At 71.1% G+C, this 23,165-nt stretch carries 23 protein-coding genes; 12 read left to right on the top strand and 11 right to left on the bottom strand.

Annotation, left to right across the window (positions count from 1 at the left end; all coding sequences use genetic code 11):
• Positions 1 to 322: 322 nt before the first annotated feature.
• The 3 genes from ACLJQE_RS39835 to ACLJQE_RS39825 all read right to left on the bottom strand — a co-directional run bounded on the left by ACLJQE_RS39835 (position 323) and on the right by ACLJQE_RS39825 (position 3,489).
• Positions 323 to 1,099 (bottom strand): mechanosensitive ion channel family protein, encoded by a 777-nt coding sequence (locus ACLJQE_RS39835; protein WP_410644814.1) that lies wholly within the window; start codon positions 1,097 to 1,099, stop codon positions 323 to 325.
• A 264-nt stretch (positions 1,100 to 1,363) separates the two neighbouring features.
• Positions 1,364 to 2,584 (bottom strand): ABC transporter permease, encoded by a 1,221-nt coding sequence (locus ACLJQE_RS39830; RefSeq protein ID WP_410644813.1) that lies wholly within the window; start codon positions 2,582 to 2,584, stop codon positions 1,364 to 1,366.
• Positions 2,581 to 3,489 (bottom strand): ABC transporter ATP-binding protein, encoded by a 909-nt coding sequence (locus ACLJQE_RS39825; RefSeq protein WP_410644812.1) that lies wholly within the window; start codon positions 3,487 to 3,489, stop codon positions 2,581 to 2,583. Before ACLJQE_RS39825 ends, ACLJQE_RS39830 begins: the two co-directional genes overlap by 4 nt.
• Before the next feature lie 117 nt (positions 3,490 to 3,606).
• Between ACLJQE_RS39825 and ACLJQE_RS39820 the strand changes: the two genes are divergently transcribed.
• The 6 genes from ACLJQE_RS39820 (at position 3,607) to ACLJQE_RS39795 (ending at position 9,138) form a co-directional block, all read left to right on the top strand.
• The gene (locus ACLJQE_RS39820) at positions 3,607 to 4,821 is read left to right on the top strand and encodes a PucR family transcriptional regulator (RefSeq protein WP_410644811.1); all 1,215 of its coding nucleotides are present in this window, start codon (positions 3,607 to 3,609) and stop codon (positions 4,819 to 4,821) included.
• A gap of 185 nt (positions 4,822 to 5,006) precedes the next feature.
• Positions 5,007 to 5,453 (top strand): nitroreductase family deazaflavin-dependent oxidoreductase, encoded by a 447-nt coding sequence (locus ACLJQE_RS39815; protein WP_410644810.1) that lies wholly within the window; start codon positions 5,007 to 5,009, stop codon positions 5,451 to 5,453.
• Between the two features lie 182 nt (positions 5,454 to 5,635).
• Entirely contained in the window at positions 5,636 to 6,559 is a 924-nt protein-coding gene (locus ACLJQE_RS39810; protein ID WP_410644809.1) for an ACP S-malonyltransferase, read from the top strand.
• On the top strand, positions 6,556 to 7,539 hold the full coding sequence (locus ACLJQE_RS39805) for a beta-ketoacyl-ACP synthase III (protein WP_410644808.1): 984 nt from the start codon (positions 6,556 to 6,558) through the stop codon (positions 7,537 to 7,539). Before ACLJQE_RS39810 ends, ACLJQE_RS39805 begins: the two co-directional genes overlap by 4 nt.
• Before the next feature lie 74 nt (positions 7,540 to 7,613).
• A complete protein-coding gene (locus ACLJQE_RS39800) occupies positions 7,614 to 7,859 on the top strand; it encodes an acyl carrier protein (protein ID WP_004559006.1) in 246 nt (81 codons plus the stop codon).
• Positions 7,860 to 7,887: 28 nt separating this feature from the next.
• Entirely contained in the window at positions 7,888 to 9,138 is a 1,251-nt protein-coding gene (locus ACLJQE_RS39795; protein WP_410644807.1) for a beta-ketoacyl-[acyl-carrier-protein] synthase family protein, read from the top strand.
• A 54-nt stretch (positions 9,139 to 9,192) separates the two neighbouring features.
• Here the strand turns inward: ACLJQE_RS39795 and ACLJQE_RS39790 are convergent, their stop codons facing one another.
• Together ACLJQE_RS39790 and ACLJQE_RS39785 are read right to left on the bottom strand one after the other, a co-directional pair.
• Entirely contained in the window at positions 9,193 to 9,786 is a 594-nt protein-coding gene (locus tag ACLJQE_RS39790; protein ID WP_410644806.1) for a hypothetical protein, read from the bottom strand.
• A gap of 32 nt (positions 9,787 to 9,818) precedes the next feature.
• Positions 9,819 to 10,322 (bottom strand): DUF3145 domain-containing protein, encoded by a 504-nt coding sequence (locus ACLJQE_RS39785; RefSeq protein ID WP_410644805.1) that lies wholly within the window; start codon positions 10,320 to 10,322, stop codon positions 9,819 to 9,821.
• A 271-nt stretch (positions 10,323 to 10,593) separates the two neighbouring features.
• Here ACLJQE_RS39785 and ACLJQE_RS39780 point away from each other — a divergent pair, with 271 nt between their 5' ends.
• The gene (locus tag ACLJQE_RS39780) at positions 10,594 to 12,651 is read left to right on the top strand and encodes a hypothetical protein (protein WP_410644804.1); all 2,058 of its coding nucleotides are present in this window, start codon (positions 10,594 to 10,596) and stop codon (positions 12,649 to 12,651) included.
• Between the two features lie 3 nt (positions 12,652 to 12,654).
• Here ACLJQE_RS39780 and ACLJQE_RS39775 read toward each other — a convergent pair whose 3' ends face one another.
• The gene (locus ACLJQE_RS39775) at positions 12,655 to 14,043 is read right to left on the bottom strand and encodes a dihydrolipoyl dehydrogenase family protein (RefSeq protein ID WP_410644803.1); all 1,389 of its coding nucleotides are present in this window, start codon (positions 14,041 to 14,043) and stop codon (positions 12,655 to 12,657) included.
• Positions 14,044 to 14,182: 139 nt separating this feature from the next.
• Between ACLJQE_RS39775 and ACLJQE_RS39770 the strand changes: the two genes are divergently transcribed.
• On the top strand, positions 14,183 to 14,653 hold the full coding sequence (locus ACLJQE_RS39770; RefSeq protein ID WP_410644802.1) for a histone-like nucleoid-structuring protein Lsr2: 471 nt from the start codon (positions 14,183 to 14,185) through the stop codon (positions 14,651 to 14,653).
• Between the two features lie 97 nt (positions 14,654 to 14,750).
• On the opposite strand, the gene ACLJQE_RS39765 is transcribed toward ACLJQE_RS39770, so the two are convergent.
• The 5 genes from ACLJQE_RS39765 to ACLJQE_RS39745 form a co-directional block, all read right to left on the bottom strand.
• Positions 14,751 to 15,482: a lipoate--protein ligase family protein gene (locus tag ACLJQE_RS39765; RefSeq protein ID WP_410644801.1), complete on the bottom strand. Its 732-nt coding sequence runs from the start codon at positions 15,480 to 15,482 to the stop codon at positions 14,751 to 14,753.
• On the bottom strand, positions 15,479 to 16,867 hold the full coding sequence (locus ACLJQE_RS39760; RefSeq protein ID WP_410644800.1) for an NAD(P)(+) transhydrogenase (Re/Si-specific) subunit beta: 1,389 nt from the start codon (positions 16,865 to 16,867) through the stop codon (positions 15,479 to 15,481). Before ACLJQE_RS39760 ends, ACLJQE_RS39765 begins: the two co-directional genes overlap by 4 nt.
• Positions 16,864 to 17,166: an NAD(P) transhydrogenase subunit alpha gene (locus tag ACLJQE_RS39755; RefSeq protein ID WP_410644824.1), complete on the bottom strand. Its 303-nt coding sequence runs from the start codon at positions 17,164 to 17,166 to the stop codon at positions 16,864 to 16,866. The genes ACLJQE_RS39760 and ACLJQE_RS39755 overlap by 4 nt, the downstream gene beginning before the upstream one ends.
• 82 nt (positions 17,167 to 17,248) lie before the next feature.
• Positions 17,249 to 18,361: a Re/Si-specific NAD(P)(+) transhydrogenase subunit alpha gene (locus tag ACLJQE_RS39750; RefSeq protein WP_410644799.1), complete on the bottom strand. Its 1,113-nt coding sequence runs from the start codon at positions 18,359 to 18,361 to the stop codon at positions 17,249 to 17,251.
• A 123-nt stretch (positions 18,362 to 18,484) separates the two neighbouring features.
• Complete coding sequence (locus ACLJQE_RS39745) at positions 18,485 to 19,144, bottom strand: TetR family transcriptional regulator (RefSeq protein ID WP_410644798.1); 660 nt, start codon at positions 19,142 to 19,144, stop codon at positions 18,485 to 18,487.
• Positions 19,145 to 19,237: 93 nt separating this feature from the next.
• Between ACLJQE_RS39745 and ACLJQE_RS39740 the strand changes: the two genes are divergently transcribed.
• From ACLJQE_RS39740 to ACLJQE_RS39725, 4 genes are all read left to right on the top strand, one after another.
• Positions 19,238 to 20,305, top strand: coding sequence for a ferredoxin reductase (locus ACLJQE_RS39740; RefSeq protein ID WP_410644797.1), 1,068 nt, complete (start codon positions 19,238 to 19,240; stop codon positions 20,303 to 20,305).
• Positions 20,306 to 20,318: 13 nt separating this feature from the next.
• On the top strand, positions 20,319 to 21,428 hold the full coding sequence (locus ACLJQE_RS39735; RefSeq protein ID WP_410644796.1) for a fatty acid desaturase family protein: 1,110 nt from the start codon (positions 20,319 to 20,321) through the stop codon (positions 21,426 to 21,428).
• 7 nt (positions 21,429 to 21,435) lie between these two features.
• A complete protein-coding gene (locus ACLJQE_RS39730) occupies positions 21,436 to 21,636 on the top strand; it encodes a hypothetical protein (RefSeq protein ID WP_091307018.1) in 201 nt (66 codons plus the stop codon).
• Positions 21,637 to 21,900: 264 nt separating this feature from the next.
• On the top strand, positions 21,901 to 23,163 hold the full coding sequence (locus ACLJQE_RS39725; protein WP_410644795.1) for a sensor histidine kinase: 1,263 nt from the start codon (positions 21,901 to 21,903) through the stop codon (positions 23,161 to 23,163).
• The last annotated feature ends 2 nt before the right edge of the window (positions 23,164 to 23,165 follow it).

Genomic DNA, 23,165 nt, shown 5'->3' with positions numbered 1-23,165 from the left:
CGGTGCGCCCAACGCACCCAAGGTGGCCTTCGGTGCGCCCAACGCACCCAAGGTGGCCTTCGGTGCGCCCAACGCACCCAAGGTGGCCTTCGGTGCGCCCAACGCACCCAAGGTGGCCTTCGGTGCGTCCAACGCACCCAAGGTGGCCTTCGGTGCGTCCAACGCACCCAAGGTGGCCTTCGGTGCGTCCAACGCACCCAAGGCCACATTGGGGCGCAGGAGACGGGACGAGCGGGCCCGGGGGTTTCCTCGCCCACCGGGCCCGCTCCGGCTCGATCCCCGCGTCGGCCCGCGCCCAGGCGACGCGGCCGCGCGGCTGCGGTCAGAGCTGCGGGCGCGGGGTGCCGACCGGCGGCGTCGGGGTACTGTCCGCGCCGACCTTCGCGCGCGGGGCCGCCGGGCCGGTGCTCATTTCGCCCGTGCGTTGCGCCGGGGTCTCCAGCTGGTGCTCCATGTTCGCCATCCAGCCGCGCCAGCGGTCCTGGGCCGGCTTGATCAGGCCGCCGCCGAAGCCGACCACGATCACGCCACCGATCGTCGCCAGCACCGTGATCAGCACCGGGCCGGTGATCGCCGTCGCGATGTTCACCTGGCCGAGCGCGGCGATGATGCCGAACGCCATGATCAGCCAGTAGGCCGCCACCGAAAGCGGGCGGGCCGCCCCGCGGCCGGACAGCGCGGACGCGACGACGTCCCGCACCACCTTCGCGATCGCCGCGGCCACCACGACGAGCACCAGTGCCACCACGATCCGCGGCAGGAACGCGATGATGTCGTTGAGCAACTGGCTCACCGGGTTGGTCGGCCCGAACACGCCGAACGCCAGCTGCAGCGCGATCAGCAGAATGAAGTAGTACACCAATTTGACGAGGATCCCGGTCGCGTCGAACTTTTGCTGCCCGACCTTTCCGCTCAGCCCGGTCCGCTCGACGAGCTTCCCGAAACCGGCTTTCCCGAGCACGAGCGCCAGCCCTTTCGAGACGGCTTTCGCGATCAACCAGCCGATCAGCAGGATGATCAGGAATCCCACGAGTTTCGGGACGAACGTGGCCACCATGGCCCACGCCTGTCCGAGCCCGTCCTTCAGTTGCTCGCCCATAACCGACTCCCTCCACGGATTTGCACCGGATCGTCGATCAAGTACCCAGGGGCGGCAACTCGTGCGCCCCACGATCGAGTGAGACGACTGGCGCGCGAAGATCACCCTTGGCCATACTGGTTCTACCGGTGGGGACCGGGGAGACGAGGCCGTCCGGCGCAGCGTAAACCGCAAGCGCCGGGCGGCCTCGAGCATTCTCTGCAGACAAGCACTGGCAGACAAGCACTGTCCGGGCAAATCCGGCCCAGCGGGCCGGGGCGAACGTCAGGCCGCGCGCAGGGCGTCGCGGAGTTTCACTTTCGCGCCGGTGCGCATGACGGCGTTGCGGTAGATCCGGGCGGCGAGCCAGATCAGCCCCGGAATCAACAGCACCACCAGTCCCACCGACACCACCGCTTCCCACACCGGCACCCCGCCCATCGCCAGCCGCATCGGCATCAGCGTCGGCGAGAACACCGGAATCACCGAAAGCACTTCGACGAACGTGTTGCCCGGATCCGACGGCAGCACGGAAATGCCGATCACGTAACCGGCGATCACGAACATCAGGGCCGGCGTCGTCACGCCGCCGACGTCTTCCTGGCGCGAAACCAATGCCCCGAGCGCGGCGAACACGATCGAGTACATCAGGAACCCGAGCAGGTACCAGACGATCAGCCAGACGACCGTGCCGACGGCCGCCGAGACGGAGATCGTCAGCACGTCCGTGGCCAGCCCGGTCACCACGCCGACGACACCGATCACAACCATCTGGATCAACCCGACCGTTCCGATGCCGAGCACCTTGCCCGCCATCAGCTGCCACGGCTTGATCGTCGACAGCAGCAGCTCGACCACCCGCGAGGTCTTCTCCTCGACCACGCCCTGCGCGACGATCTGGCCGTTCATCAGCAGCGACATGTAGATCAGGATGCCGGCGATGATGCCCAGCACGAGCTGCTGGCCGTTGTAGTCGTACGGCTGCTCCAGCGGCGGGTCCTCGATGAACTTCGCGGACGCGACCGCGGCCTGGAACCGCGCCGGGTCCCCGCCCAGCGCGGTGACCTGCTGGGTCACCGCCACCTGCTGGGACAGCACCTGCAGGACGTCCTTCAGATTGCCGTCGAGATCCTTCTTCACCTGGACGTGCACGCTCTTGCCGTCGCCGGTGAGCAGCGCGTCGAGCGAACCGTCGGCCAGCTTGGCGCGCCCGGCGGCCTCGTCGGCGACCGGGGTGACGTCGATGGTCACGCCGATCGCCTGGCCACCCGTCTTCAGCGGCGCCGAGAACCCGGCGGTCGCCGGGGTGTAGCCGACGGTCGAGTCGGCGCCGCCACCGCCCGCGACCAGCTTGATGATCAGGATGCCGGCCACGATCAGCAACAGCATGACCACCGTGCTGATGCGGTAGGCCTTCGACATCAGGCGGATCCTGATCTCGCGGGAGGCGACCAGGCCGACCGCCGCGGCCGGGCTCATCCGGACGTCCGGAACCGGGGTGTTCATGCGGGGACCTCCTCGGTGGTGACGACGGAACGGAACAGTTCGGTCAGCGACGGCTGCTCGCGGGCGAACTCGCGGACCGGACCGGTCGCCAGCGCCGCCTTGAGCACGGCCTGGTCGTCGGCGCCCTCGCCCAGCTCGAGCTCGGTCACCGTCCCCGTCCGGCCGAGCACCTGCACGCCGGGCAGGCCGTCGGCCCAGCCGTCCCCGGCCTCGGGGACGTCGACCCGCAGCCGCACCGCGCCGCCGGCGCGCAGCTCCCCGACCGTGCCGACGGCCACCATCTGTCCACTGCGGACGATCCCGACGCGGTCGCAGAGCCGTTCCACCAGATCGAGCTGGTGGCTGGAGAACACGACGGGCACCCCGTCGGCCGCCTTTTCCTTGAGCACCTGGCTCATCACGTCGACCGCGACCGGGTCGAGGCCGGAGAACGGCTCGTCGAGCACCAGGATCCGCGGCTCGTGCACCAGCGCCGCGGCCAGCTGGACGCGCTGCTGGTTGCCGAGGCTGAGTTTCTGCACCTCGTCGTCGCGGCGGCCGGCGACGCCGAGCCGTTCGGTCCACTTGCCGGCCGACGCGCGCGCGTCGGCGGCGGGCATGCCGTGCAGCCGCGCGAGGTACGTCAGCTGCTCGGCCACCTTCATCTTCGGGTAGAGGCCGCGTTCTTCGGGCATGTAGCCGATGTGGCGGCGCGTTTCGTGCGTCACCGGCCGGCCGTCATAGCGGACTTCGCCGGCGTCGGCGGACAGCACGCCGAGTGCGATCCGCATGGTCGTGGTCTTCCCGGCGCCGTTGCTGCCGACGAAGCCGAACAATTCCCCCGGCCGGACGTCGAACGTCATTTCGCGCAACGCGACCACGTCGCCGTAGCGTTTGGAGATCCCGTCGATCTCTAAACCGGTCATTCCGGTTCCCCCGTTCTCGTGTGGCCCGATCCTAGGCAGTGCGTACACGCGCCGCCTAGCCTCCTGCGTTGCCGCGACGGACCACCAAAGTTGCGGGGACGTAGGATCGCGGGCGCCATGGATGGAACCACCGCCCCGCGCCGGGTGCCGAAGCACCACGGACTGTCCGCCAAGACGCTCCGGCGGCTGGAGCACGCGACCGGCAGCCTGGCGAGTGCGAGCATCGCGGTGATGGAGCGGCGGCTGACCTGGTTCGCCCGGCTGCCCGCCGACCAGCGCGCGAGCGTCCTGCTGATCACCCAGGCCGGGGCCGCCGGCTTCGTCGACTGGCTGCGGGACTCCAAAGAGGCCCTGAAGCTGACGACCGAGGCGTTCCGCGACGCGCCGGCCGAGCTGTCCCGGTGGATCAGCCTGCGCCAGGCGGTCGGCATGGTGCGGCTGGCCATCGAGGTGTTCGAGGAGCAGCTGCCCGAGTTCGCCGCGAACGAAGCGGAACAGGCCGCCCTGATCGAAGGAATCCTCCGTTACGGCCGCGAAATCGCCTTCGCCGCGGCGAATTCGTACGCCGCCGCGGCGGAAGCACGCGGCGCGTGGGACGCCCGGCTGGAGGCCCTGGTCGTCGACGGCATCGTCCGCGGCGACGCCGAGGAGTCGGTGCTCTCGCGGGCCACGGCGCTGGGCTGGGACCCGACGGCGGCGGCCACCGTCCTGGTCGGCAACCCGCCGTCGGAGGACCCGCCGACGGTGGTGTTCGAGGTCCGCAGCCGCGCGGCCCGCGTCGGCCGTCCGGTGCTGTTGTCGGTGCAGGGTTCCCGGCTGGTGGTCGTGGTCGGCGGGCCCACCGAGGGCGGGGTGAAGGAGCGGGAGATCCTGACCCGGATGTCGGTGGCGTTCGCCGAGGGCCCGGTGGTCGCCGGCCCGACGGTGCCGACGCTGGCCGAGGCCCACCACAGCGCGACGGAGGCGTTGTCGGGCCTGCGGGCGGTCGTCGGCTGGCCGGGCGCGCCCCGGCCGGTGCGGTCGGGGGACCTGCTGCCCGAACGCGCGCTGTCGGGGGACGCGGAGGCCGAGCGCCTGCTGGTGGACACGATCGCCCGCCCGCTCGAGGAAGCGGGCCCCACGCTGCAGCGCACGGTGGAGGCGTACCTGGAAAGCGGCGGCGTGCTGGAGACGTGCGCGAAGACGCTGTTCGTCCACCCGAACACGGTCCGCTACCGCCTGCGGAAGGCCGCGGACCTCACCGGCTGCCAGGCGACCGACCCGCGGGACGCGCTGGTGCTGCGGATCGCGCTGACCGTGGGCCGCCTGGCGCGGGCCCGCGGCCTCTGGTGACCCCGGACCCGAGCGCCCCAAGGTGGCCTTCGGTGCGTTCAACGCACCCAAGGCCGCCTTGGGTGCGTTGAACGCAACCAAGGCCACCTTGGGGCGCTGGGGCCGATGTCGAAAACCGTGCACCGGCTCCGTCCCAGGAACACGAGGGGCCACGAGGGCCGCTCCGCATCGGAAGGAACGCCATCATGGCCGTCGCCGAGGACCTCGACCGCGCCACCGACTCGCAGTGGGACTGGGTCGCCGAGCAAACCCGCACCTACCTGGCCTCGGGCGGCACCGAGGGCCACGAGTCGAACGGCGTGTACACCCTCTTGCTGGCCACGACCGGCCGCCGGACCGGCGTGCCCCGGCGCACCTGCCTGATCTACGGCACCTCGGGGGACGACTTCGTCGTCGTCGCGTCCAAGGGCGGCGCCGACGAGGATCCGGAGTGGCTGAAGAATCTCCTGGCCGAACCGAGCGTCGGGGTCCAGGTCGGCCCCCGCCGGTTCACCGCCCGCGCCCGGGTCGCGTCCGCGGCCGAGCGCGAGGCCCTCTGGCCCCGGATGGTGGAGATCTTCCCGCTCTACGCCGAGTACGCGCAGAAGACCGAGCGCGTGCTCCCGGTCGTCCTGCTCACCCCGCGGGACTGACCCTTGCCGAGACGGGCGTCACGTGATGGACTTAACAGCGAAAGGTGATTGAACCCGACAAGGCTTCCGGGTTACGTGCGAGCTTCTACGGCGCATCTTTGGAGGGTTCCGACAAAGACGCCGCACAGACACTGTGAGCGTCGGCATCCCCAGACGGCACCGCGAACGTGTTGTCTTGAAGGGTGACAGCAGCAGTCCTCGCTCCCGGCCAGGGGGCCCAGGCCCCCGGTATGTTCACGCCCTGGCTCGACCTCGACGGCGCGCGCGAGCGCGTCGCGCAGTGGTCCGAGCGTGCCGGGCTCGACCTGCTCCGCCTCGGCACCGAGGCGGACGCCGACGAGATCCAGGACACCGCGATCGCCCAGCCGCTGATCGTCGCGCTGTCGCTGCTCACCTTCGAGCACCTCCAGGCCACCGCGCCGGTACCCGCGGACGCGCCGGTCGCCGGCCACTCCGTCGGCGAGCTCGCGGCCGCCGCGATCGCCGGGGTGCTGAAGGCCGAAGACGCCGTCGCGCTCGCCGCCGTCCGCGGCGCCGAGATGGCGAAGGCGTGCGCGATGGAACCGACGTCGATGGCCGCGGTCATGCTCGGGGATCCCGAGCAGGTCGTCGCGTGGCTCGCGGAGCAGGGCCTGACCGCGGCGAACCGCAACGGCGCGGGGCAGATCGTCGCCTCCGGCGCCGCCGAGGCGATCGCGAAGATCGTCGCCGAGCCCCTCGAAGGCACGAAGATCCGCGCCCTCAAGGTCGCCGGCGCATTCCACACCAGCTACATGGCGCCCGCCGAGGAGGCGATGCGCGCCCACGCCGCCGAGCTGACCCCGGCCGACCCGGTCCGCCCGCTGCTGTCCAACGCGGACGGTGCCGTCGTCACCAGCGGCGCCGAGTACCTGGCGCGGCTGGTCTCCCAGGTCACCCGCCCGGTCCGCTGGGACCTGACGATGGACGGCCTGGTCTCCCTCGGCGTCACCCGCACGATCGAACTCGCGCCCGCGGGCACCCTGACCGGACTGGTCAAGCGGCAGCTCAAGGGCGTCGTCACCACTATCACCGCGCTGAAGACGCCGGCCGAACTGGCCGCGCTGCGCCAGGAGGACGCCTCGTGACCGACCGACCCGCCCTGAGCCTCAACCCCGGCTCCCGCGGCAGCCGCGTGCTGGGCATCGGCTCCGCGCAGCCGGAGAAGATCGTCACCAACGACGACCTCTCGAAGATCATGGACACCAACGACGAGTGGATCCAGGCGCGCGTCGGGATCGTCGAGCGCCGGTTCGCCGAGAAGAACGAGCTGCTGACCGACTTCGCCGTCGCCGCGGGCAAGGCCGCGCTCGAAGACGCCGGCGTCGACCCGTCCGAAGTGGACACGGTCATCCTGCCGAACTGCACGATGCCGACGCTCATCCCGAACGCCGCCGCGCAGGTCGCCGCCCGGATCGGCATCCCGAGCCCCGGCGCGTTCGACCTCAACGCCGCGTGCGCCGGGTTCTGCTACGGCCTGGGTGTCGCCTCGGACCTGATCCGGGCGGGCTCGGCGAAGAAGGTCCTGGTCATCGGCGCGGAGAAGCTCACCGACTCGGTCGACCCGGTCGACCGGGCCAACGCGATCATCTTCGCCGACGGCGCGGGCGCCGCGGTGGTCGGCGCCTCCGACGAGCCGCAGATCGGCCCGGTCTCGTGGGGCAGCGCGGGCGACCTGGTCGACCTGATCTACATGCGCGACGACAAGTACATCTACCAGGAGGGCCAGTCGGTCTTCCGGTGGGCGACCACGAAGATCGCGCCGATCGCAATGCAGGCGCTCGAGGTCGCCGGGCTCAAGCCGTCCGATGTGGACGTGCTGATCCCGCACCAGGCGAACCTGCGCATCGTCGAGGCGATCGCGAAGAAGCTGCGGGCCAACGGCGCCCGTGACGACATGGTCGTCGCCGACGACATCAAGTACTCCGGCAACACCTCGTCGGCCTCCATCCCCCTCGCGCTGGACCACATGCGCAAGGCCGGGACGGCGAAGCCCGGCGACGTGGTGCTGGCGGTCGGGTTCGGCGCGGGCCTGTCCTACGCCGGGCAGGCGTTCATCTGCCCCTGATCACCGTTACGCTCCCCGCGGGCACTCGCCCAAGGGACCCAGGCCCCCAGAAAGAATGAGAAGGGAACTACCCCATGGCTGACAACGCTGAGATCCTCGCCGGCCTCGCCGAGATCGTCGAAGAGGTCGCCGGTGTGGCTCAGGACGACGTCACCGCCGAGAAGTCGTTCGTGGACGACCTGGACATCGACTCGCTGTCGATGGTCGAGATCGCCGTGCAGGCCGAGGACAAGTTCGGCGTCAAGATCCCGGATGACGAGCTCGCCAACCTCAAGACCGTTGGCGACGCCGTGAACTACGTGTCGGCCAACTCGAAGTAAGTCCTCTTCCCTCCTTGAGGAGACTCCCATGAGCAACATCGACGTCGTGATCACCGGTCTCGGCGCCACCACACCGCTCGGCGGGGACGTGACGTCCACCTGGGACGGTCTGCTGGCCGGACGGAGCGGGGTCCGCACGATCGAGGCCGACTGGGTCGAGGAGCTGCAGCTGCCGGTCAAGATCGGCGGCCAGCTGGCCGTCGATCCCAGCGAGGTCCTGCCGCGGGTCCAGGCCCGCCGGATGGACCGCTGCGAGCAGGTCGCGATGATCGCCGCCCGGCAGGCGTGGGCCGACGCCGGGTATGCCGAGCCGACCGACGAGCACACCGACGTCGACCCTGACCGCCTCGGTGTGTCGATCGGGACGGGTGTCGGCGGCCCGGTCACCCTGCTCACCCAGAACGATCTGTTGCACCAGCAGGGTCTCCGCAAGGTGTCGCCGCTGACCGTGCCGATGCTGATGCCGAACGGCCCGGCCGCGCACGTGGGCATCGACCTGAAGGCGCGGGCCGGGGTGCACTCCCCGGCCTCGGCCTGCGCTTCCGGTGCCGAGGGCATCGCCAACGGGGTGGAGATGATCCGCTCCGGACGCGCCGACGTCGTGATCGCGGGGGGCGCCGAAGCCTGCATCCACCCGATCACGCTGGCCGGGTTCGCCCAGGCCCGCACCGTGTCCACGCGCAACGACGACCCGGCGAGCGCGTCGCGGCCGTTCGACGCGAACCGCGACGGCTTCGTCCTCGGCGAGGGTGCCGGCGTGGTCATCCTGGAGCGCGCGGACCTGGCGAAGGCCCGTGGGGCGCGCATCTACGCGACGCTCGCCGGGCACGGCATCACCTCGGACGCCTACCACATCACGGGCAACCACCCCGAGGGCATCGGCCAGATCGCCGCCATGCGGGCGGCGATGAAGATGGCCGGCGTCACCGCCGCGGACGTCGGGCACGTGAACGCCCACGCGACGTCCACTGTGGTCGGTGACATCGGCGAGGCGGCGGCGATCCGCAGCGCGATCGGGGAACACCCGGTCGTGACGGCGCCGAAGGCCTCACTCGGCCACCTCGTCGGCGGGGCCGGCGCGGTCGAGGGGATCATCACGATCCTGTCGCTCTACCACGGCATCGTGCCGGCCACGATGAACCTGACCGACCTGGACCCGCGGGTGCAGCTGGACGTCGTCGCGGGCGAGCCGCGCAAGGTCGAGCTGACCGCGGCGATCAGCAACTCGTTCGGGTTCGGCGGCCACAACACCGCACTGCTGTTCACCCCGGCGGCCTGAGCCGCCCGGAACGCGGAGAAGGGGCCCGGCTTCGGCCGGGCCCCTTCTCCGCGTTCAGCACTTCTCGTGTTCGGGTGGTGGCCCGCCGTCGATGGCCGCGATCTTCAGGGCCTTGTTCTCGATCTCCATCGGGATGACGAGCCGCCACCTGATGCAGGGCTCGCGGAAGAACGGCGGGGCGTCGTCGAGGGCCTGCTCGCTCTTGAACCCGACCAGGACCCGCAGCGACGACCCGGACGAGCGCTCGATCCGGTAGACGAGGGCTTCGCTGTCCTTTGTGGTGCGAACGCCCTTCCGCCAGTCGCCCTGTGACTGGGCCGCCGCGCGCTCGTCGGTGACCACGGCCGTCCACTGCTGGTACTGCTTGGTGTTGATGGCCGCGAAGTACTTCTTGAGGACCCGGCGGACGGCGTCGGCCTGCGGGTGCGCCCGCGCGTCGTCGGTCATCCGGACGTCGTCCGCCGCGCCGGGCTCACCGCTGCTGGACGGCGACGGCGTCGACACCGCGGTGGCGGCGTCGTCGGCGGGCTGGTCGGGGCGACGGTAGAGCTCGCGCGCGAGCAGCCCGCCACCGACGGTCACGGAAAGCACCACGACCACGACGGGCACCAGCCAGCGCTGGCGAGAGCTGGGGGCGGGGGTGGTCACGCCGGAAAGCGTACCGGCCCCCGTCCCGGGGCTCAGCCGACCTGGTGCAGCCAGGTCACCGGCGCGCCGTCACCGGCGTGGCGGAAGGGCTCGAGCGCCTCGTCCCAGCTGGCGGCGAGGAGTTCGTCCAGCTTGTGCGCGAGGGATTCGCCGCCGCGGGTCATGGTGACGAGCGCGCGCAGCTGGTCCTCGCCCACCACGATGTCGCCGTTGGCGCTGGTCCGCCCGTGCCACAGGCCGAGCCCGGGCGCGAAGCAGAACCGTTCGCCGTCGATGCCCGCGCTGGGCTCTTCGGTCACCTCGAACCGAATCATCGGCCACGCCTTGAGGGCGGACGCCAGTCTGGCGCCGGTGCCCGCGGGCGCGCGCCATCCGCATTCGGCGCGAAGCTGACCCGGACTGGCCGGCTGCGCCGTCCACTTCAGGTCAACGCGGGCACCCAGGGTGCCCGAAATGGCCCACTCGACGTGCGGACACACCGCAGACGGCGACGAGTGGACGTACACCACACCTCGGGTGCTGCCACGGGTGCTCACTGCTACCTCCGCTTGTTGCTCGACGAGGGACGTCTTCCCCTACGCCCTACTTCGAGCTGCAGCGCGGCTTCAGTGCGGCTCCCGAATGCCGCCTCCGATGCGTTGTAGCACATTCTGCACCCCAACCGTGCCGTTTGGCCACATGAACACCACAAGTCACCCGCAGCACCACTTTCGGAGGGCAAGCGCCGCGGCGCGCCCGTGTCGCGCGGATCATTGCGCTGGGCGCGCTAGCGTGTTGACCCGGAACGACGAGTAGGGAGGGAAAGCGGTGCGACTGGTGCGCCTGGAGCGGCAGCAGTCCCGGGTGGCGGACGACATCCGGGCCGCACTGGCGTCCCTCGGCCGCGGCAGCACCGTGATCGGCGGGATCGCCCTGGTGGGTGTGGGCGGGCTGACCGAGCGCCCGATCGAGGCGGTGGTGCTCCTGCCCCACGGCGTGATCATCGTGATCGGCGTCGACCTGCCGGACCCGGCCCTGCGCCTGGAGGCACCGTTGGGCGGCCCCTGGAAGGCGGACGGCTGGCCCCTGGTCGCCGACGACGACTCGATCAACCCGGCAACGGAGGCCCTGGACGTTTCCCAGGCTTGCGAACGGCAAATTGCCGCTTTCGTCCCGGGCACGGCCCCGGTGGGCACGATCATCGCGGTGGGCCCGTACGTGGAGACGGTCGACCAGCCGGCCACGGACCTGGCGGGCCCGGTCCGCGTCCTGCACCCGACCCCGACGACGATGCTGGCCGCCACGGTCTCCTTGGCCACGGCCCACCGGCCGAGGTCGGTGGACCAAGTGCGCGCGTTGATCCGGGGACTGGCGCCATCGGCACCCGAGTTTTCGGACGAGGTCCTGCTGGCGGAGGGCTTCAGCCGGTTGACGGACGACGCACCCCCGGAGTCCCTTTGGGACAGTGGCCCGGCAGCGGACGGCACGGCGCTGCCCGCCCCGGCGGCAGCAGCCTCGGCGGGGGTAACGGACTGGCGGACCGAGACCCCGGTCGACGCCAGGCCGAAGCCCGCCGGAACCCCGGAACCCGCGGCCGAGCCGGAGCTTCCCGAAGCCGCTACGGCCACCACTTCGGCCGCCGAAACCGAACGCACCGAGGTGCATTCGGCGCCGGCGCCGGACGAACCACCCGTGGCTCCCCCGGCACAGCCGGTGTTCGCCGGGGCTGCCGCGGACACCGAACCCACCGAGGCACTGCTGCCTGCCACCCAGGAGGCACCGGACCGCCCCGCCGATCCCGCGGCCCGCCCGGTGTTCCCCGGCACCGAGACCACTCCCGCGCCCGGGGAAGCCGAACCCACCGAGGTGCTCCCGCCTCCCACCCAGCAGGCGCCGAACCCCGCCGACGACCCGGCAGGACCGGCCTTCCCCGGCACCAACACCGGCACCGAAACCGCGGAGCCACCCCGGTTCCCCGGATCTCCCCCATCGGCCGGCTCGGAACCGGCTGAATCCGCCGTCGCCGAGACCGAGCGGACCGAAAACCTGAGCCTCGCCTCGCCGAACGGCGAGCAGGCCGAGGCCACCGCACCCCCACCCAGCACACTCCAGCCCTCTGAGGCCGGACCGACCACACCGAAACCAGCCGAAGCCGGGCAAGCCGGTGCCCGCCCCGCCGAAGCCGACACCGAACCCGAACCGCCGTCCCCGGGTGGTCCTCGGCCTCCGCTGCCGTCGGCGTCTCCGCAGCCCTTCCCGCGACCGCGGCCGGAGCCCGAACCCGTTGGCGCGGCTCCGCGCACCGTTCGCTGGCTGCCCCTCGGTGCCATCGGTGCGCTCGTCCTGCTCGCCGTGGCCGCCGTTGCCGTCGCCACCACCGGTGATGGCACCGCGGCTGCTCCGGCTCCGCCGCCCGTCAGCTCCGCGCCGGCGCCGGTCACCGCTCCGGTGCGGAGCCTGCAGTTCGCCCTCCGCGCCGCCGGTGGCGACCAGCGGTGCGCTTCGCACGCCTTCGGGGATGCCCAAGCCAGCCTGCAGCAGACCAGCTGCTCCGGCGTCACCCGCGCCAGCTACGCCGCCACCGTCGACGGGCGCGACGGGGCCGTCACCGTCGGGATCGTCGCCTTCCCCGACGCCGCGCAGGCCGCCACCTTCAAGGCCATCGCCGACACCCCGGGCGGGGGCGGCGTCCTCGACCTCGCCACCGAGACCGGCCAGTGGGGCGCCACCCCCACCCCGCGCTTCGAGAACGCCGCCTACGCCAGCAAGCTCGACGGCTCCTCCGTCCGGCTCGTGCAGGCCGTCTGGGCGGCGGGACCGTCCACTCCGGACGATCCCGGCCTGGTCAGGGCGGCGAAGGCCGCCCTCGACCTGCCCGCCCCTTAGCCCTCAGAGCCCGTACGCCTCCAGCAGCCGCAGCCAGACCTCGCTGATCGTCGGGAACGACGGCACCGCGTGCCACAACCGGTCCAGGGGCACCTCGCCCACGATCGCGATCGTCGCCGAGTGCAGCAGCTCGGAGACGTCCTGGCCGACGAACGTCACACCCAGGAGCACGTTCCGCTCGGTGTCGACGACCATCCGGGCCTTGCCCGTGTAGCCGTCCGCGTGCAGCGACGAGCCCGCCACCGCGATGTCGATGTCGACGACCCGGTCCGCCGACCCCGGCCGCGCGTCCGCCAGGCCGACGGCCGCGACCTCCGGGTCCGTGAACACCACCTGCGGCACCGCGTGGTGGTCGGCCGTCGCGGTGAAGCGGCTCCACGCCTCGGACGACACCGGCGTCCCCGCGGCCAGCGCCGCCACGGTGTCCCCCGCCGCGCGGGCGCCGTACTTGCCCTGGTGGGTCAGCGGCGCCCGGCCGGTGACGTCGCCGGCCGCGTACAGCCAGCCACCGTCCACTGCGGACACCCGGCCGGTGTCGTCGGTCTCCAGCGGCTGCCCCGGCTCGATACCGAAGCGCTCGAGCCCGGCGGTCGCCGGACGGCGGCCCGTGGCCACCAGGAATTCGTCGACGACCAGCGTCGAACCGTCCTTCAGCGTCAACGACGTCCCGGAGTCCCCCGCGGCGACCTTCGAAACACCCGAATCCGTGTGCACCTCGACGCCGGCTTCGCGCAGCCCCGCCAGCACCAGGTCGCCGGCGAACGCGGCGGTGCGCGGCAGCGGCCGCGGGCCGGTGATCACCAGGTGGACCTCCGAACCCAGCGATGCGAACGCCTGCGCCATCTCGACGCCGACCACCCCGCCGCCGAGAACGCCGAGCCGGGGCGGCACCGAAGACGCCGACGTCGCTTCGCGCGAACCCCACGGCCGGATCGTGTCGAGGCCGGGGATCGACGGCGTGCTCGGCACGCTGCCGGTGCAGACGATCACCGCGTGCCGCGCGGTCAGCACGCGGTCGCCGCCGACGGTCACTTCCCGCTCCCCGGTGACAACCCCGTGCCCGCGCACCGGCTCGATGCCCGCGCCGCGGGCCCAGTCGACCTGCCCCGAGTCGTCGCCCTTGCCGGTGAACCAGTCACGGCGTGCGAACACCGCCGCCGGGTCGACCCGGTCGCCGACCGGAACGCCGGGCACCCGCTTGGCGGCGGCGAGGAGGTTTCCCGGCCGCAGCAACGCTTTGCTCGGGATGCAGGCCCAGTAGGAGCACTCGCCGCCGAAGCGTTCGTGCTCGACGAGGGCGACCTTCAGGCCTCCGCGGGCCGCCCGTTCGGCGGCCACCTCCCCCACCGGACCCGCGCCGATCACCACTACGTCAAAAGTCTGTCCAGCCATGGCTTCAGCGCACACCACTACGCGGGATCACGCAAGCCAGCGGTTATCCTCCGTCAGGAAGCTGCAAGTTTTCGGCGGCACCGGATGCCGTCGGGCCCGGTGCACGCGAACCCACACGTTCGAGCACGGGAGGTTTGTCGTGGCCAGGAACACGGCGGTGCAGGTGCTGGATGATCTGACCGGCGAGCCCGCGGCGGAGACCGTCGGCTTCGGGCTGGACGGCATCGACTACGACATCGACCTCTCCTTCACCAACGCCGAGGCGCTGCGCGGGCTCCTGCAGCGGTACGCCGACGCCGGACGCCGCACCGGCGGCCGCAGGAGCCGGCCGCGGATCGTCCCCGGCGCGAAGAAGACCCCGCCGAAGCCGGCCGCGCCCGCCAAGGCCGCACCCGCCAGAGCAGCGGCCAAGACGAAGGCCCCCGTGGCCAAGACGGCGAAAGCCACTCGCACGAAGGCCGAACCCGCCAAGACTCAGCCCGTCAAGACCCAGCCCGCAAAAGCCGAGCCGGCGAAGACCACCCGCGCCAAGAAGGCCGCGGAGCCGAAACCCACCACGCGAGCGGCCGCGCGCAAGGTCCCGACCGTCACGTTCTCGGCGGCCGAGTGAGTTCCGTGTGAAGAGGCGCCACTTTCATAGGGAAAGTTGCGCCCTGGGGTCCGCGAAAGCGTCACTTTCCCTACGAAAGTGACGTTTCCCCGGGACCTCAGGCCGCGCGCTGGGCGCCGTCGGCGTGCCAGAGCGGGTAGTGGTAGCGGGTGTGCAGCAGCGCCCGTTGCCGCGCCAGCTCGGCCGCCGACGGCGGGCGGGGTACGAACGTCCCGAGCAGCTGTGACGCCGCCGCGCGCACCGCGGCCTCGACCGCGCCGAACCCGGGCCGCAGCCCGTGCTCGGCCAGTGACGCCACCGGGCTGCGGTGCGAGTCGAGCGGCCGCGGGTCCGGCGGCGCGCCGGTCAGGTAGCGGCCGACCAGCCCCGCGGCCGTCTCGACCAGCAGCGTCGAGTGGGCCAGCAGGCCGGTCTTGGTGCGGAACACGGCGAACCCGCACAGCTTCGCGTCATCGACGAACAGCCCGCGGCCGCCGATCCGCGGCACCAGCCCGAGCTGGTCGACGGCGGCGCTCATCACCTGGCCGAGCGCCTCCAGGGGCCGGTCGGCCGGGCCGGGAAGGATCAGCGTGACGTTCAGGTTGCCGGGGTCGTGGAACACCGTGCCGCCGCCGCTGGCCCGCCGCAGCACCGGCACGCCGTCGCGGACGCACTCGTCGACCCGCACTTCGCGCGCGATCCGCTGCCCGCGCCCCACCACGACGCACACCGGGTTGCGCCAGAGCCACAGCACCGGTGACTCCGGCGCAACCCGGAGGAGCGCTTCGTCGAAAGCGAGATTCTCGGCCGGATCCGTGAACGCCGCACGAACATCCGACCCGGTCGTCATAGCGCCTTGAGTTCCTCCACGATCTCGCCCACCGACGACTTGGCGTCCCCGAAGAGCATGCTGGTCTTCGGATCGTAGAACAGGTCGTTGTCGATCCCGGCGAACCCGGAGGCCATCCCGCGTTTCAAGACGATCACGGACCGGCTTTCGTTGACCTTGAGGATCGGCATCCCGTAGATCGGCGAGCTCGGGTCGGTCTGCGCGGCCGGGTTCGTGACGTCGTTCGCGCCGATCACCAGCGCGACGTCGGTCTGGGCGAACTCGGAGTTGATCTCGTCCATCTCCTTGAGCTGCTCGTACGGCACGTCGGCCTCGGCGAGCAGCACGTTCATGTGCCCCGGCATCCGGCCGGCCACCGGGTGGATCGCGTAGGCGACCGTGATGCCCTTCTTCTCCAGCAGCTTCGCCATCTCGCGGACGGTGTGCTGCGCCTGCGCCACGGCCATGCCGTAGCCCGGCACGACGACGACCTTGCTCGCGTAGGCCATCTGGATCGCGGTGTCGGCCGCGCTCGTCGAGCGCACCGGCCGGGCTTCCTTCGCCCCGCCGGCGGCCGCGATCGCGGGACCGCCGCCGAAGCCACCCGCGACGATCGCCGGGATGGACCGGTTCATCGCCTTGGCCATCAGGTTGGTCAGGATCGAACCGGACGCGCCGACGATCATGCCGGCCACGATCAGCGCCGTGTTGTCCAGTGCCAGGCCCATCGCCGCGGCCGACAGCCCGGTGAAGGCGTTGAGCAGCGAGATCACCACCGGCATGTCCGCGCCGCCGATCGGCAGCACGACGGTGAGGCCGAGGATGCCCGACGCGACGAGGAGCCCGACGATGAGCAGCCAGGAGTCCCCACCGGCGATGATCGCCACCGCGCAGGCGAGCGCGATCAGCAGGAGCAGCGCGTTGACCGGCTGCTGCAGCTTGCCCATGGTGATCGGGCGGCCGCTGATCAGCTCCTGCAGCTTGCCGAACGCGACGTTCGAGCCCCAGAAGGAGATCGACCCGATGATCGCGGCGAACAGGGACGCGATCGCGATGTACGCCGGTTCGTGCGCGTAGCCGTGGGTCGAGTTGAACTCGACCCACGCGATGAGCGCGACCGCACCGCCGCCGACGCCGTTGAACAGCGCCACCATCTGCGGCATCGCGGTCATCTTGACCTTGCGCGCCGACGGGACGCCGACCACCGCGCCGATCGCGACGCCGAGGACGATGAGCAGCCAGTTGCCCATGCCCGGGGTGAGCAGGGTGGCGATCACCGCGATGCCCATGCCGGTCGCGGCGATCCAGTTGCCGCGGACCGCGGTGCGCGGGCCGGTCAGGCCCATCAGGCCGTAGATGAAGAGGGCGAACGCGACGATGTAGAGGATCGCGACGAAGTCGGTCACTTGTCGTCCTCCTCGGCCGGAGCGGGTTTCTTGGCCTTGAACATCGACAGCATCCGGTCGGTGACGAGGAACCCGCCGACGACGTTGATGGTGCCGAAGGCGATGGCGATCACCAGCAGGATCTTGTTGAACACGCCGTCGACGCCGAGGCCGAGCACGATCAGGCCGCCCAGCAGCACGATGCCGTGGATGGCGTTGGTGCCGGACATCAGCGGTGTGTGCAGGGTGTTGGGCACCTTCGAGATGACGGCGAAGCCGACGAACCCGGCGAGCACCAGCACGGCCAGGTTCTGCACCAATGGGCTCACGCGCCCACCTCGCTGACGCTCGGTGCGCCGTTCGCCGAAGGCGCGGTGTTGAATGGTTCACTCGCAGGCTCGTTCACGCGACGCTCCCTTCGCGCCCGGCCACGCAGGCACCGGCGACGATCTCGTCCTCGAAGTCCAGCTTCAGCTCGCCTTCCTTCGTCACCAGCAGCTCCAGCAGCTCGGTGACGTTGCGGGCGTAGAGCTCGCTGGCGTGCGAAGGCATTTCGGCGGGCAGGTTCAGCGGGGCGGAGATGGTGACGTCGTGCTCCACGACGTCCTCCCCCGGCTTGGTCAGCTCGCAGTTGCCGCCGGTCTCGCCGGCGAGGTCGACCACGACCGACCCGGCCGGCATGCCCTTGACCGCGTCCGCGGTGACCAGCGTCGGCGCCTTGCGGCCCGGGACCAGCGCGGTGGTGATCACGACGTCGAACTTCGTGATGGCTTCGGTGAGCCGCCGCTGCTGTTCCTCGCGCTCCTCGGCCGTCAGCTCGCGGGCGTACCCGCCTTCGCCGACCGCCTCGATGCCGAGGTCGAGGAACTGCGCGCCCAGCGACTTGACCTGCTCGCCGACCTCGGGCCGCACGTCGTAGCCGGTGGTCTGCGCGCCGAGCCGTTTCGCCGTGGCCAGCGCCTGCAGGCCGGCGACGCCGGCGCCGAGCACCAGCACCTTGGCCGGCGGGACGGTGCCGGCCGCGGTGGTGAGCATCGGGAAGAACCGCGGGAGCTTCTGCGCGGCGAGCAGCACCGCGCGGTAGCCGCCGATGCTGGCCTGCGACGAAAGGGCGTCCATCGCCTGCGCCCGGGAAATCCGCGGGACCGCCTCCATCGCGAAGGCGCGCAAGCCCGCTTCTTCGAGCTTCACGAGCCCGTCCGGGTTGCCGCGCGGATCGAGGAAACCGACGAGCACGGCACCCCGGCTCAGTTTCGCGACTTCCGCGGGCGAAGGCGGGTTGACCTTCACGACGATCGGGGCGCCCCACGCGTCGCCGAGTTCGGCGCCCGCCTGGGTGTACGCGTCGTCACTCAGGTGCGCACCGGATCCGGCGCCCGGCTCGACGACGACGCGCAACCCGCGCTGCGCGAGCCGCCCGACGAGCTTGGGCACCATGGCCACCCGCCGCTCCCCGGGGCGTGATTCGGCCACCACACCCACGGTGAGCTGCTGACTCTGTTCGCTGTCCGTCACACGACCTCCTCATCGGCGAGGCACGATCCGAGGGTTGTACCACGCCGGACCGACAGTCCCCAGTGACGTGGGTCGCAAGTCCGGTGGTTGTGCCAGAAGATACGAGCGGCCGGTCGGAAACTTTCAGCTGCTTTTCCACTGGGGGACGCCGAGCAGGACCAGCCGGAGCCGTTTTTCCGCCGTTCCGGTGATTTTCGCGTCTCCGCCCGGGCGGGCTTCCAGCAGCTCGACAATGGTCGTCAGCATCACGGAAACGATCAAGTCGGCCAGCATGTGCAGGTCTTCGGTGCTCCACTCGCGCAGCTTCGGAAACCGGGCGAGGTCGATCGCGAGGTCACCGGAAAACAGCCGCAGTTCGGCGGCGATCGCCTGGGCCAGCGGGCCGCCGGCGTACCGCTCGCGGGTCAGGAACCGGAAATGGTCCTCGTGCGCCCGGACGAACCGGTGCAGCGTGGTCACCGACGCGCTGATCATCCCCCGGCAGGTGTCCGGATCCGTGCGGGCGGAGCGGATCATGCCGCGCAGCGTGCGCGTCGCCTCTTCGACGAGCGCGACCCCGAGTTCCTCCATCGACGCGAAGTGCCGGTAGAAGGCCGTCGGCACGATGCCGGCGCCCTTCGCGACCTCACGCAGCGAAAGCGTGGCGAACGAGCGGTCGGCCAGCAGCTCGAGCGCGGTGTCCAGCAGCGCCTGGCGGGTGCGCAATTTCCGCTCTTGGCGGCTCACCGGCGTCAGTGGTTCGGACACGGGTTCCAGAGTACGGATGTCCACCGCGTTGCTCACGTCACATCCTTCGCGTCTCGCGTTGACAGGCGGTCCACTCCTGCAGTGCACTGTTGAGTGTACAGTCGTTCACTGTAATCGAGGAGGAACCCGATGACGGCGCTCATCCCCCGGCGGGTGCGCGGCCTCGCCTCGCTGGCCGAGGCGCTGCTGACGCCGCACGGGATGGACCGGTACCTGGAGCTCGTCGACCCGATGCTGGTCCGCCGCGAGATCCGCGGGCTGGTCACGGCGGTGCGCAAGCAGACGCCGGACAGCGTCACCCTCACCGTCCGGCCCAGCCGCGCGTGGCCCGGCTTCACCGCCGGCCAGTACGTCCGCCTGCAGGTGGAGATCGACGGCGTCCGGCGCACGCGCTGCTATTCGCCGTGCGGTTCGCAGTACGACGGCGAACTGGAGTTCACGGTCAAGGAGCAGGGGCTGGTCTCCGGGCACCTCAACCGCGCGATCGGCGCCGGCTCGGTCGTCAATCTGTCCACTCCGGACGGCGGGTTCACGTTGCCCGCCACCCGGCCGGACCGCGTGCTGCTGATCAGCGGCGGCAGCGGCATCACGCCGGTGCTCGCCATGGCGCGCACCCTGGTCGCCGAGGGCCACCCCGGCGAGGTCGTGTTCCTGCACTACTCGAACGGCCCGGCCGACGCGCTGTACCGCACCGAACTGGCCGAGCTCGCCGCCCGGCACCCCGGGCTGCGGGTCGTGCACGCCTACACCCACTCGAAGGGTGGCGACCTGAACGGGTTCTTCGCGCCGGAGCACCTGGCGCGGGTCGCGCCCTGGTTCCGCGAGGCGGAGACGTTCGTCTGCGGCCCGAAGCCGCTGATGGACGCCGTGCGCACGGAGCTCGGTGAACGCGTGCACACCGAAGAGTTCACCCCGCCGGCGTTGACCTTCGACACGGCGGACGCCGAGGGCCGGGTGCGCTTCAAGCGCAGCGGCCGCGAGTGCGCCAACTCGGGGAAGCCGTTGCTGGAGCAGGCCGAGGAAGCCGGGCTGTCGCCGGAGCACGGCTGCCGGATGGGCATCTGCTTCTCCTGCACCCAGCTGAAGACCGCCGGGCGCGTCCGCAACGCGCGCACCGGCGAGGTTTCCGGTGACGAAGACGAAGAAATCCAGCTCTGCATCTCCGTCCCGGTCGGGGACGTCGAGATCGACGCTTGAGGAGAGTTTCACCATGACCGGTTTGCAGGACCGCCTGACCCCGGAACAGGTCGAGGAGTTCGGCCGCGAGCTCGACGCGCTGCGGCAGCGGATCGTCGACGACCTGGGCCAGGAGGACGTCGACTACATCCACGACATCATCAAGAAGCAGCGCGGCCTGGAGGTCGCCGGGCGGGCGCTGCTGTTCGCCGGGTTCTTCCCGCCGGCGTGGCTCGCCGGTGTCGGCGCGCTGTCGCTGGCCAAGATCCTCGACAACATGGAGATCGGCCACAACGTCATGCACGGCCAGTACGACTGGACGCGCGACCCGGCGCTGAGCTCGCAGCGGTTCGAGTGGGACACCGTGGCGCCCGCGGAGAACTGGCGGCACTCGCACAACTACATCCACCACACGTACACGAACATCCTCGACAAGGACCGCGACATCGGTTACGGCGTCCTGCGGATGGACGACGCCCAGAAGTGGCACCCGTACTACCTCGGCAACCCGGTGTACGCGACGCTGCTGGCGGTGTTCTTCCAGTGGGGCGTCATGCTGCACGACCTGGAGTTCGACCGGATCGTCAAGGGCGAGCGGAAGTGGTCGGACACCACCGAGGTCGTCCGCAAGATGGTGCGGAAGGCGTCCCGGCAGGTCGGCAAGGACTACGTGCTGTTCCCGCTGCTGACCGGCCCGCTCGCGCCGCTGACCTTCGCCGGCAACGCGACCGCGAACCTGGTCCGCAACCTGTGGTCGTTCTCGATCATCTTCTGCGGCCACTTCCCGGCGGACGTCGAAAGCTTCACGGAGGAGGAGACGGCTTCGGAGTCGCGGGGCCAGTGGTACCTGCGCCAGATCCTGGGTTCGGCGAACATCAGCGGCGGCCCGCTGTTCCACATCCTGAGCGGCAACCTGTCGCACCAGATCGAGCACCACCTGTTCCCGGACATCCCGGCGCGGCGGTACCCGCAGATCGCCGGCGAGGTGCGCGCGATCTGCGAGAAGTACGGGCTGCCGTACCACACGGGCCCGCTGCGCAAGCAGCTCTGGTCGGTGGCGAAGAAGATCGTGAAGCTCGCGCTCCCGCAGAGTGCGCCGTCCCCCGTTACCGTGGAACCCGACCGGCAGCTCCGAGCAGCGTGAGGGTGACATGGTGGGTCAGTTCGAGCGAGAGAAGGACACCCTTCAGGTGATCACCGAATCAGCGGCGACGCACGTCGGGAACATAGCGTCGATCATCACGGGCGCGATCCGCGACATCGCCCGCGAGACGGGCGACTGGCTCACCGACGTCATCGAGATGCGGGAGGCGGCACAGCGGGCCCGGGAGGACGACCCGGACACGCCCTGACCCAGGCCCGGCTGCCCCCGACTCCAAGCGCCCCAATGTGGCCTTCGGTGCGCTCAACGCACCGAAGGCCACCTTGGGTGCGCTCAACGCACCCAAGGCCACATTGGGTGCGTCCAACGCACCGAAGGCCACATTGGGTGCGCTCAACGCACCGAAGGCCACATTGGGGCGCTTTGGTCCCCGCCCGCTACGGCGCTTTTCCCCGGGGCCTAACGGGGGAAAACCGGATGGGCAGCCCCGCCGCTCCGGACGACACTGAACTCCGTGACCACCCTCGACCCACCCCACCCGCTGCGCCGCGTCTTCGGCCCCCTGGCCACGCGGGACTTCCGGGCCGAGTACCTCTGGCTCTGGCTCGCCGCCCCGCTCACCGTCTTCTCGCTGCTGAGCTTCCTCGTCGTCGTCGCGCTCGGCCTTTGGCTCACCCCGATCCTGGTCGGGTTCCTCGTCCTCGCCGGCGCCGTCTTCTACGCCCGTGGCCTCGGCGCCGCCCACCGCAGGCTCGCGAAAGCCCTGCTCGGCGTCAGTGTCCCCGTCCCGCGGCGGCCCGAGCTCAAGCCGGGGCTGTGGAGCTGGGTCAAAGCCCGCGTCGGCGATCCCGCGGGCTGGCGGGCCGCCGGTTACCTGCTCCTGCGGCTGCCGCTGACCCTCGCCGGGCTCTTCACCGTCTTCATCGCGACCGTCTACAGCTTCGCCGCCACCACCTACTCCTTCCTGTGGTTCCCGCTGGGCGAACGGCAGCTGTCCATGTTCGACATCGGCGCCGACAACTGGGCCGGCGCGCTGGCCTGGTCGGCGTCCGGGCTGGTCGTGCTGGCCGCGCTGCCGCGGGTGACGCACGCCTTCGTCGCCCTCGACCGGCTGCTGGTCGTCGGGCTGCTCGGCGAGCGCGACCTGTCCGAACGGGTGCGTGACCTCGAGGCGAGCCGCGCGACGGCGGTCGAGGACGCCGCCCTGCGGCTGCGGCGCATCGAACGTGACCTCCACGACGGTGCGCAGGCCCAGCTCGTCGCGCTGGCGATGAAGCTCGGCTTGGCCAAGGACGAGCTGGCCGATGCCGACCTCCCGCAGGTGAAAGAGCTGGTCACGGCGGCGCACGCCAACGCGAAACAGGCGCTGATCGAGCTGCGCGACCTCGCCCGCGGCATCCACCCGGCGGCACTGGACGCCGGCCTCGACGTCGCGCTGGCCACGCTCGTCGCGACCTCCGGGATCGACGCGCGGGTCGCGGTGGACCTGCCGCGCCGTCCGCCGCCGTCGCTGGAGACGATCGTCTACTTCAGTGCCGCCGAGCTGCTCACGAACGCCGCGAAGCACGGTGGGACGACGCTGGTCGAAGTCACCGAAGCGCAGAACGTCCTCCGGCTGCGCGTGCGCGACAGCGGTCCCGGCGGCGCTCGCGTCGTGCCGGGCGGCGGGCTGGCCGGCGTCGCCGAGCGGCTGCGGACGGTCGACGGCGAGCTGACCGTCACCAGCCCGGCGGGCGGTCCGACCGAAGTGACCGCGCGGGTGCCGCTGCCCCGCTAGGG

Source organism: Amycolatopsis sp. lyj-346 (assembly GCF_046548975.1).
GTDB lineage: Bacteria > Actinomycetota > Actinomycetes > Mycobacteriales > Pseudonocardiaceae > Amycolatopsis.
This window is presented reverse-complemented; position numbering and strand designations above follow the sequence as displayed.

Bases quoted from the DNA above. Each gene is read 5' to 3' on its own strand.
- ACLJQE_RS39835 (WP_410644814.1), bottom strand. From the start codon at position 1,099: ATGGGCGAGCAACTGAAGGACGGGCTCGGACAGGCGTGGGCCATGGTG.
- ACLJQE_RS39830 (WP_410644813.1), bottom strand. From the start codon at position 2,584: ATGAACACCCCGGTTCCGGACGTCCGGATGAGCCCGGCCGCGGCGGTC.
- ACLJQE_RS39825 (WP_410644812.1), bottom strand. From the start codon at position 3,489: ATGACCGGTTTAGAGATCGACGGGATCTCCAAACGCTACGGCGACGTG.
- ACLJQE_RS39820 (WP_410644811.1), top strand. From the start codon at position 3,607: ATGGATGGAACCACCGCCCCGCGCCGGGTGCCGAAGCACCACGGACTG.
- ACLJQE_RS39815 (WP_410644810.1), top strand. From the start codon at position 5,007: ATGGCCGTCGCCGAGGACCTCGACCGCGCCACCGACTCGCAGTGGGAC.
- ACLJQE_RS39800 (WP_004559006.1), top strand. From the start codon at position 7,614: ATGGCTGACAACGCTGAGATCCTCGCCGGCCTCGCCGAGATCGTCGAA.
- ACLJQE_RS39795 (WP_410644807.1), top strand. From the start codon at position 7,888: ATGAGCAACATCGACGTCGTGATCACCGGTCTCGGCGCCACCACACCG.
- ACLJQE_RS39775 (WP_410644803.1), bottom strand. From the start codon at position 14,043: ATGGCTGGACAGACTTTTGACGTAGTGGTGATCGGCGCGGGTCCGGTG.
- ACLJQE_RS39765 (WP_410644801.1), bottom strand. From the start codon at position 15,482: ATGACGACCGGGTCGGATGTTCGTGCGGCGTTCACGGATCCGGCCGAG.
- ACLJQE_RS39740 (WP_410644797.1), top strand. From the start codon at position 19,238: ATGACGGCGCTCATCCCCCGGCGGGTGCGCGGCCTCGCCTCGCTGGCC.
- ACLJQE_RS39735 (WP_410644796.1), top strand. From the start codon at position 20,319: ATGACCGGTTTGCAGGACCGCCTGACCCCGGAACAGGTCGAGGAGTTC.
- ACLJQE_RS39730 (WP_091307018.1), top strand. From the start codon at position 21,436: ATGGTGGGTCAGTTCGAGCGAGAGAAGGACACCCTTCAGGTGATCACC.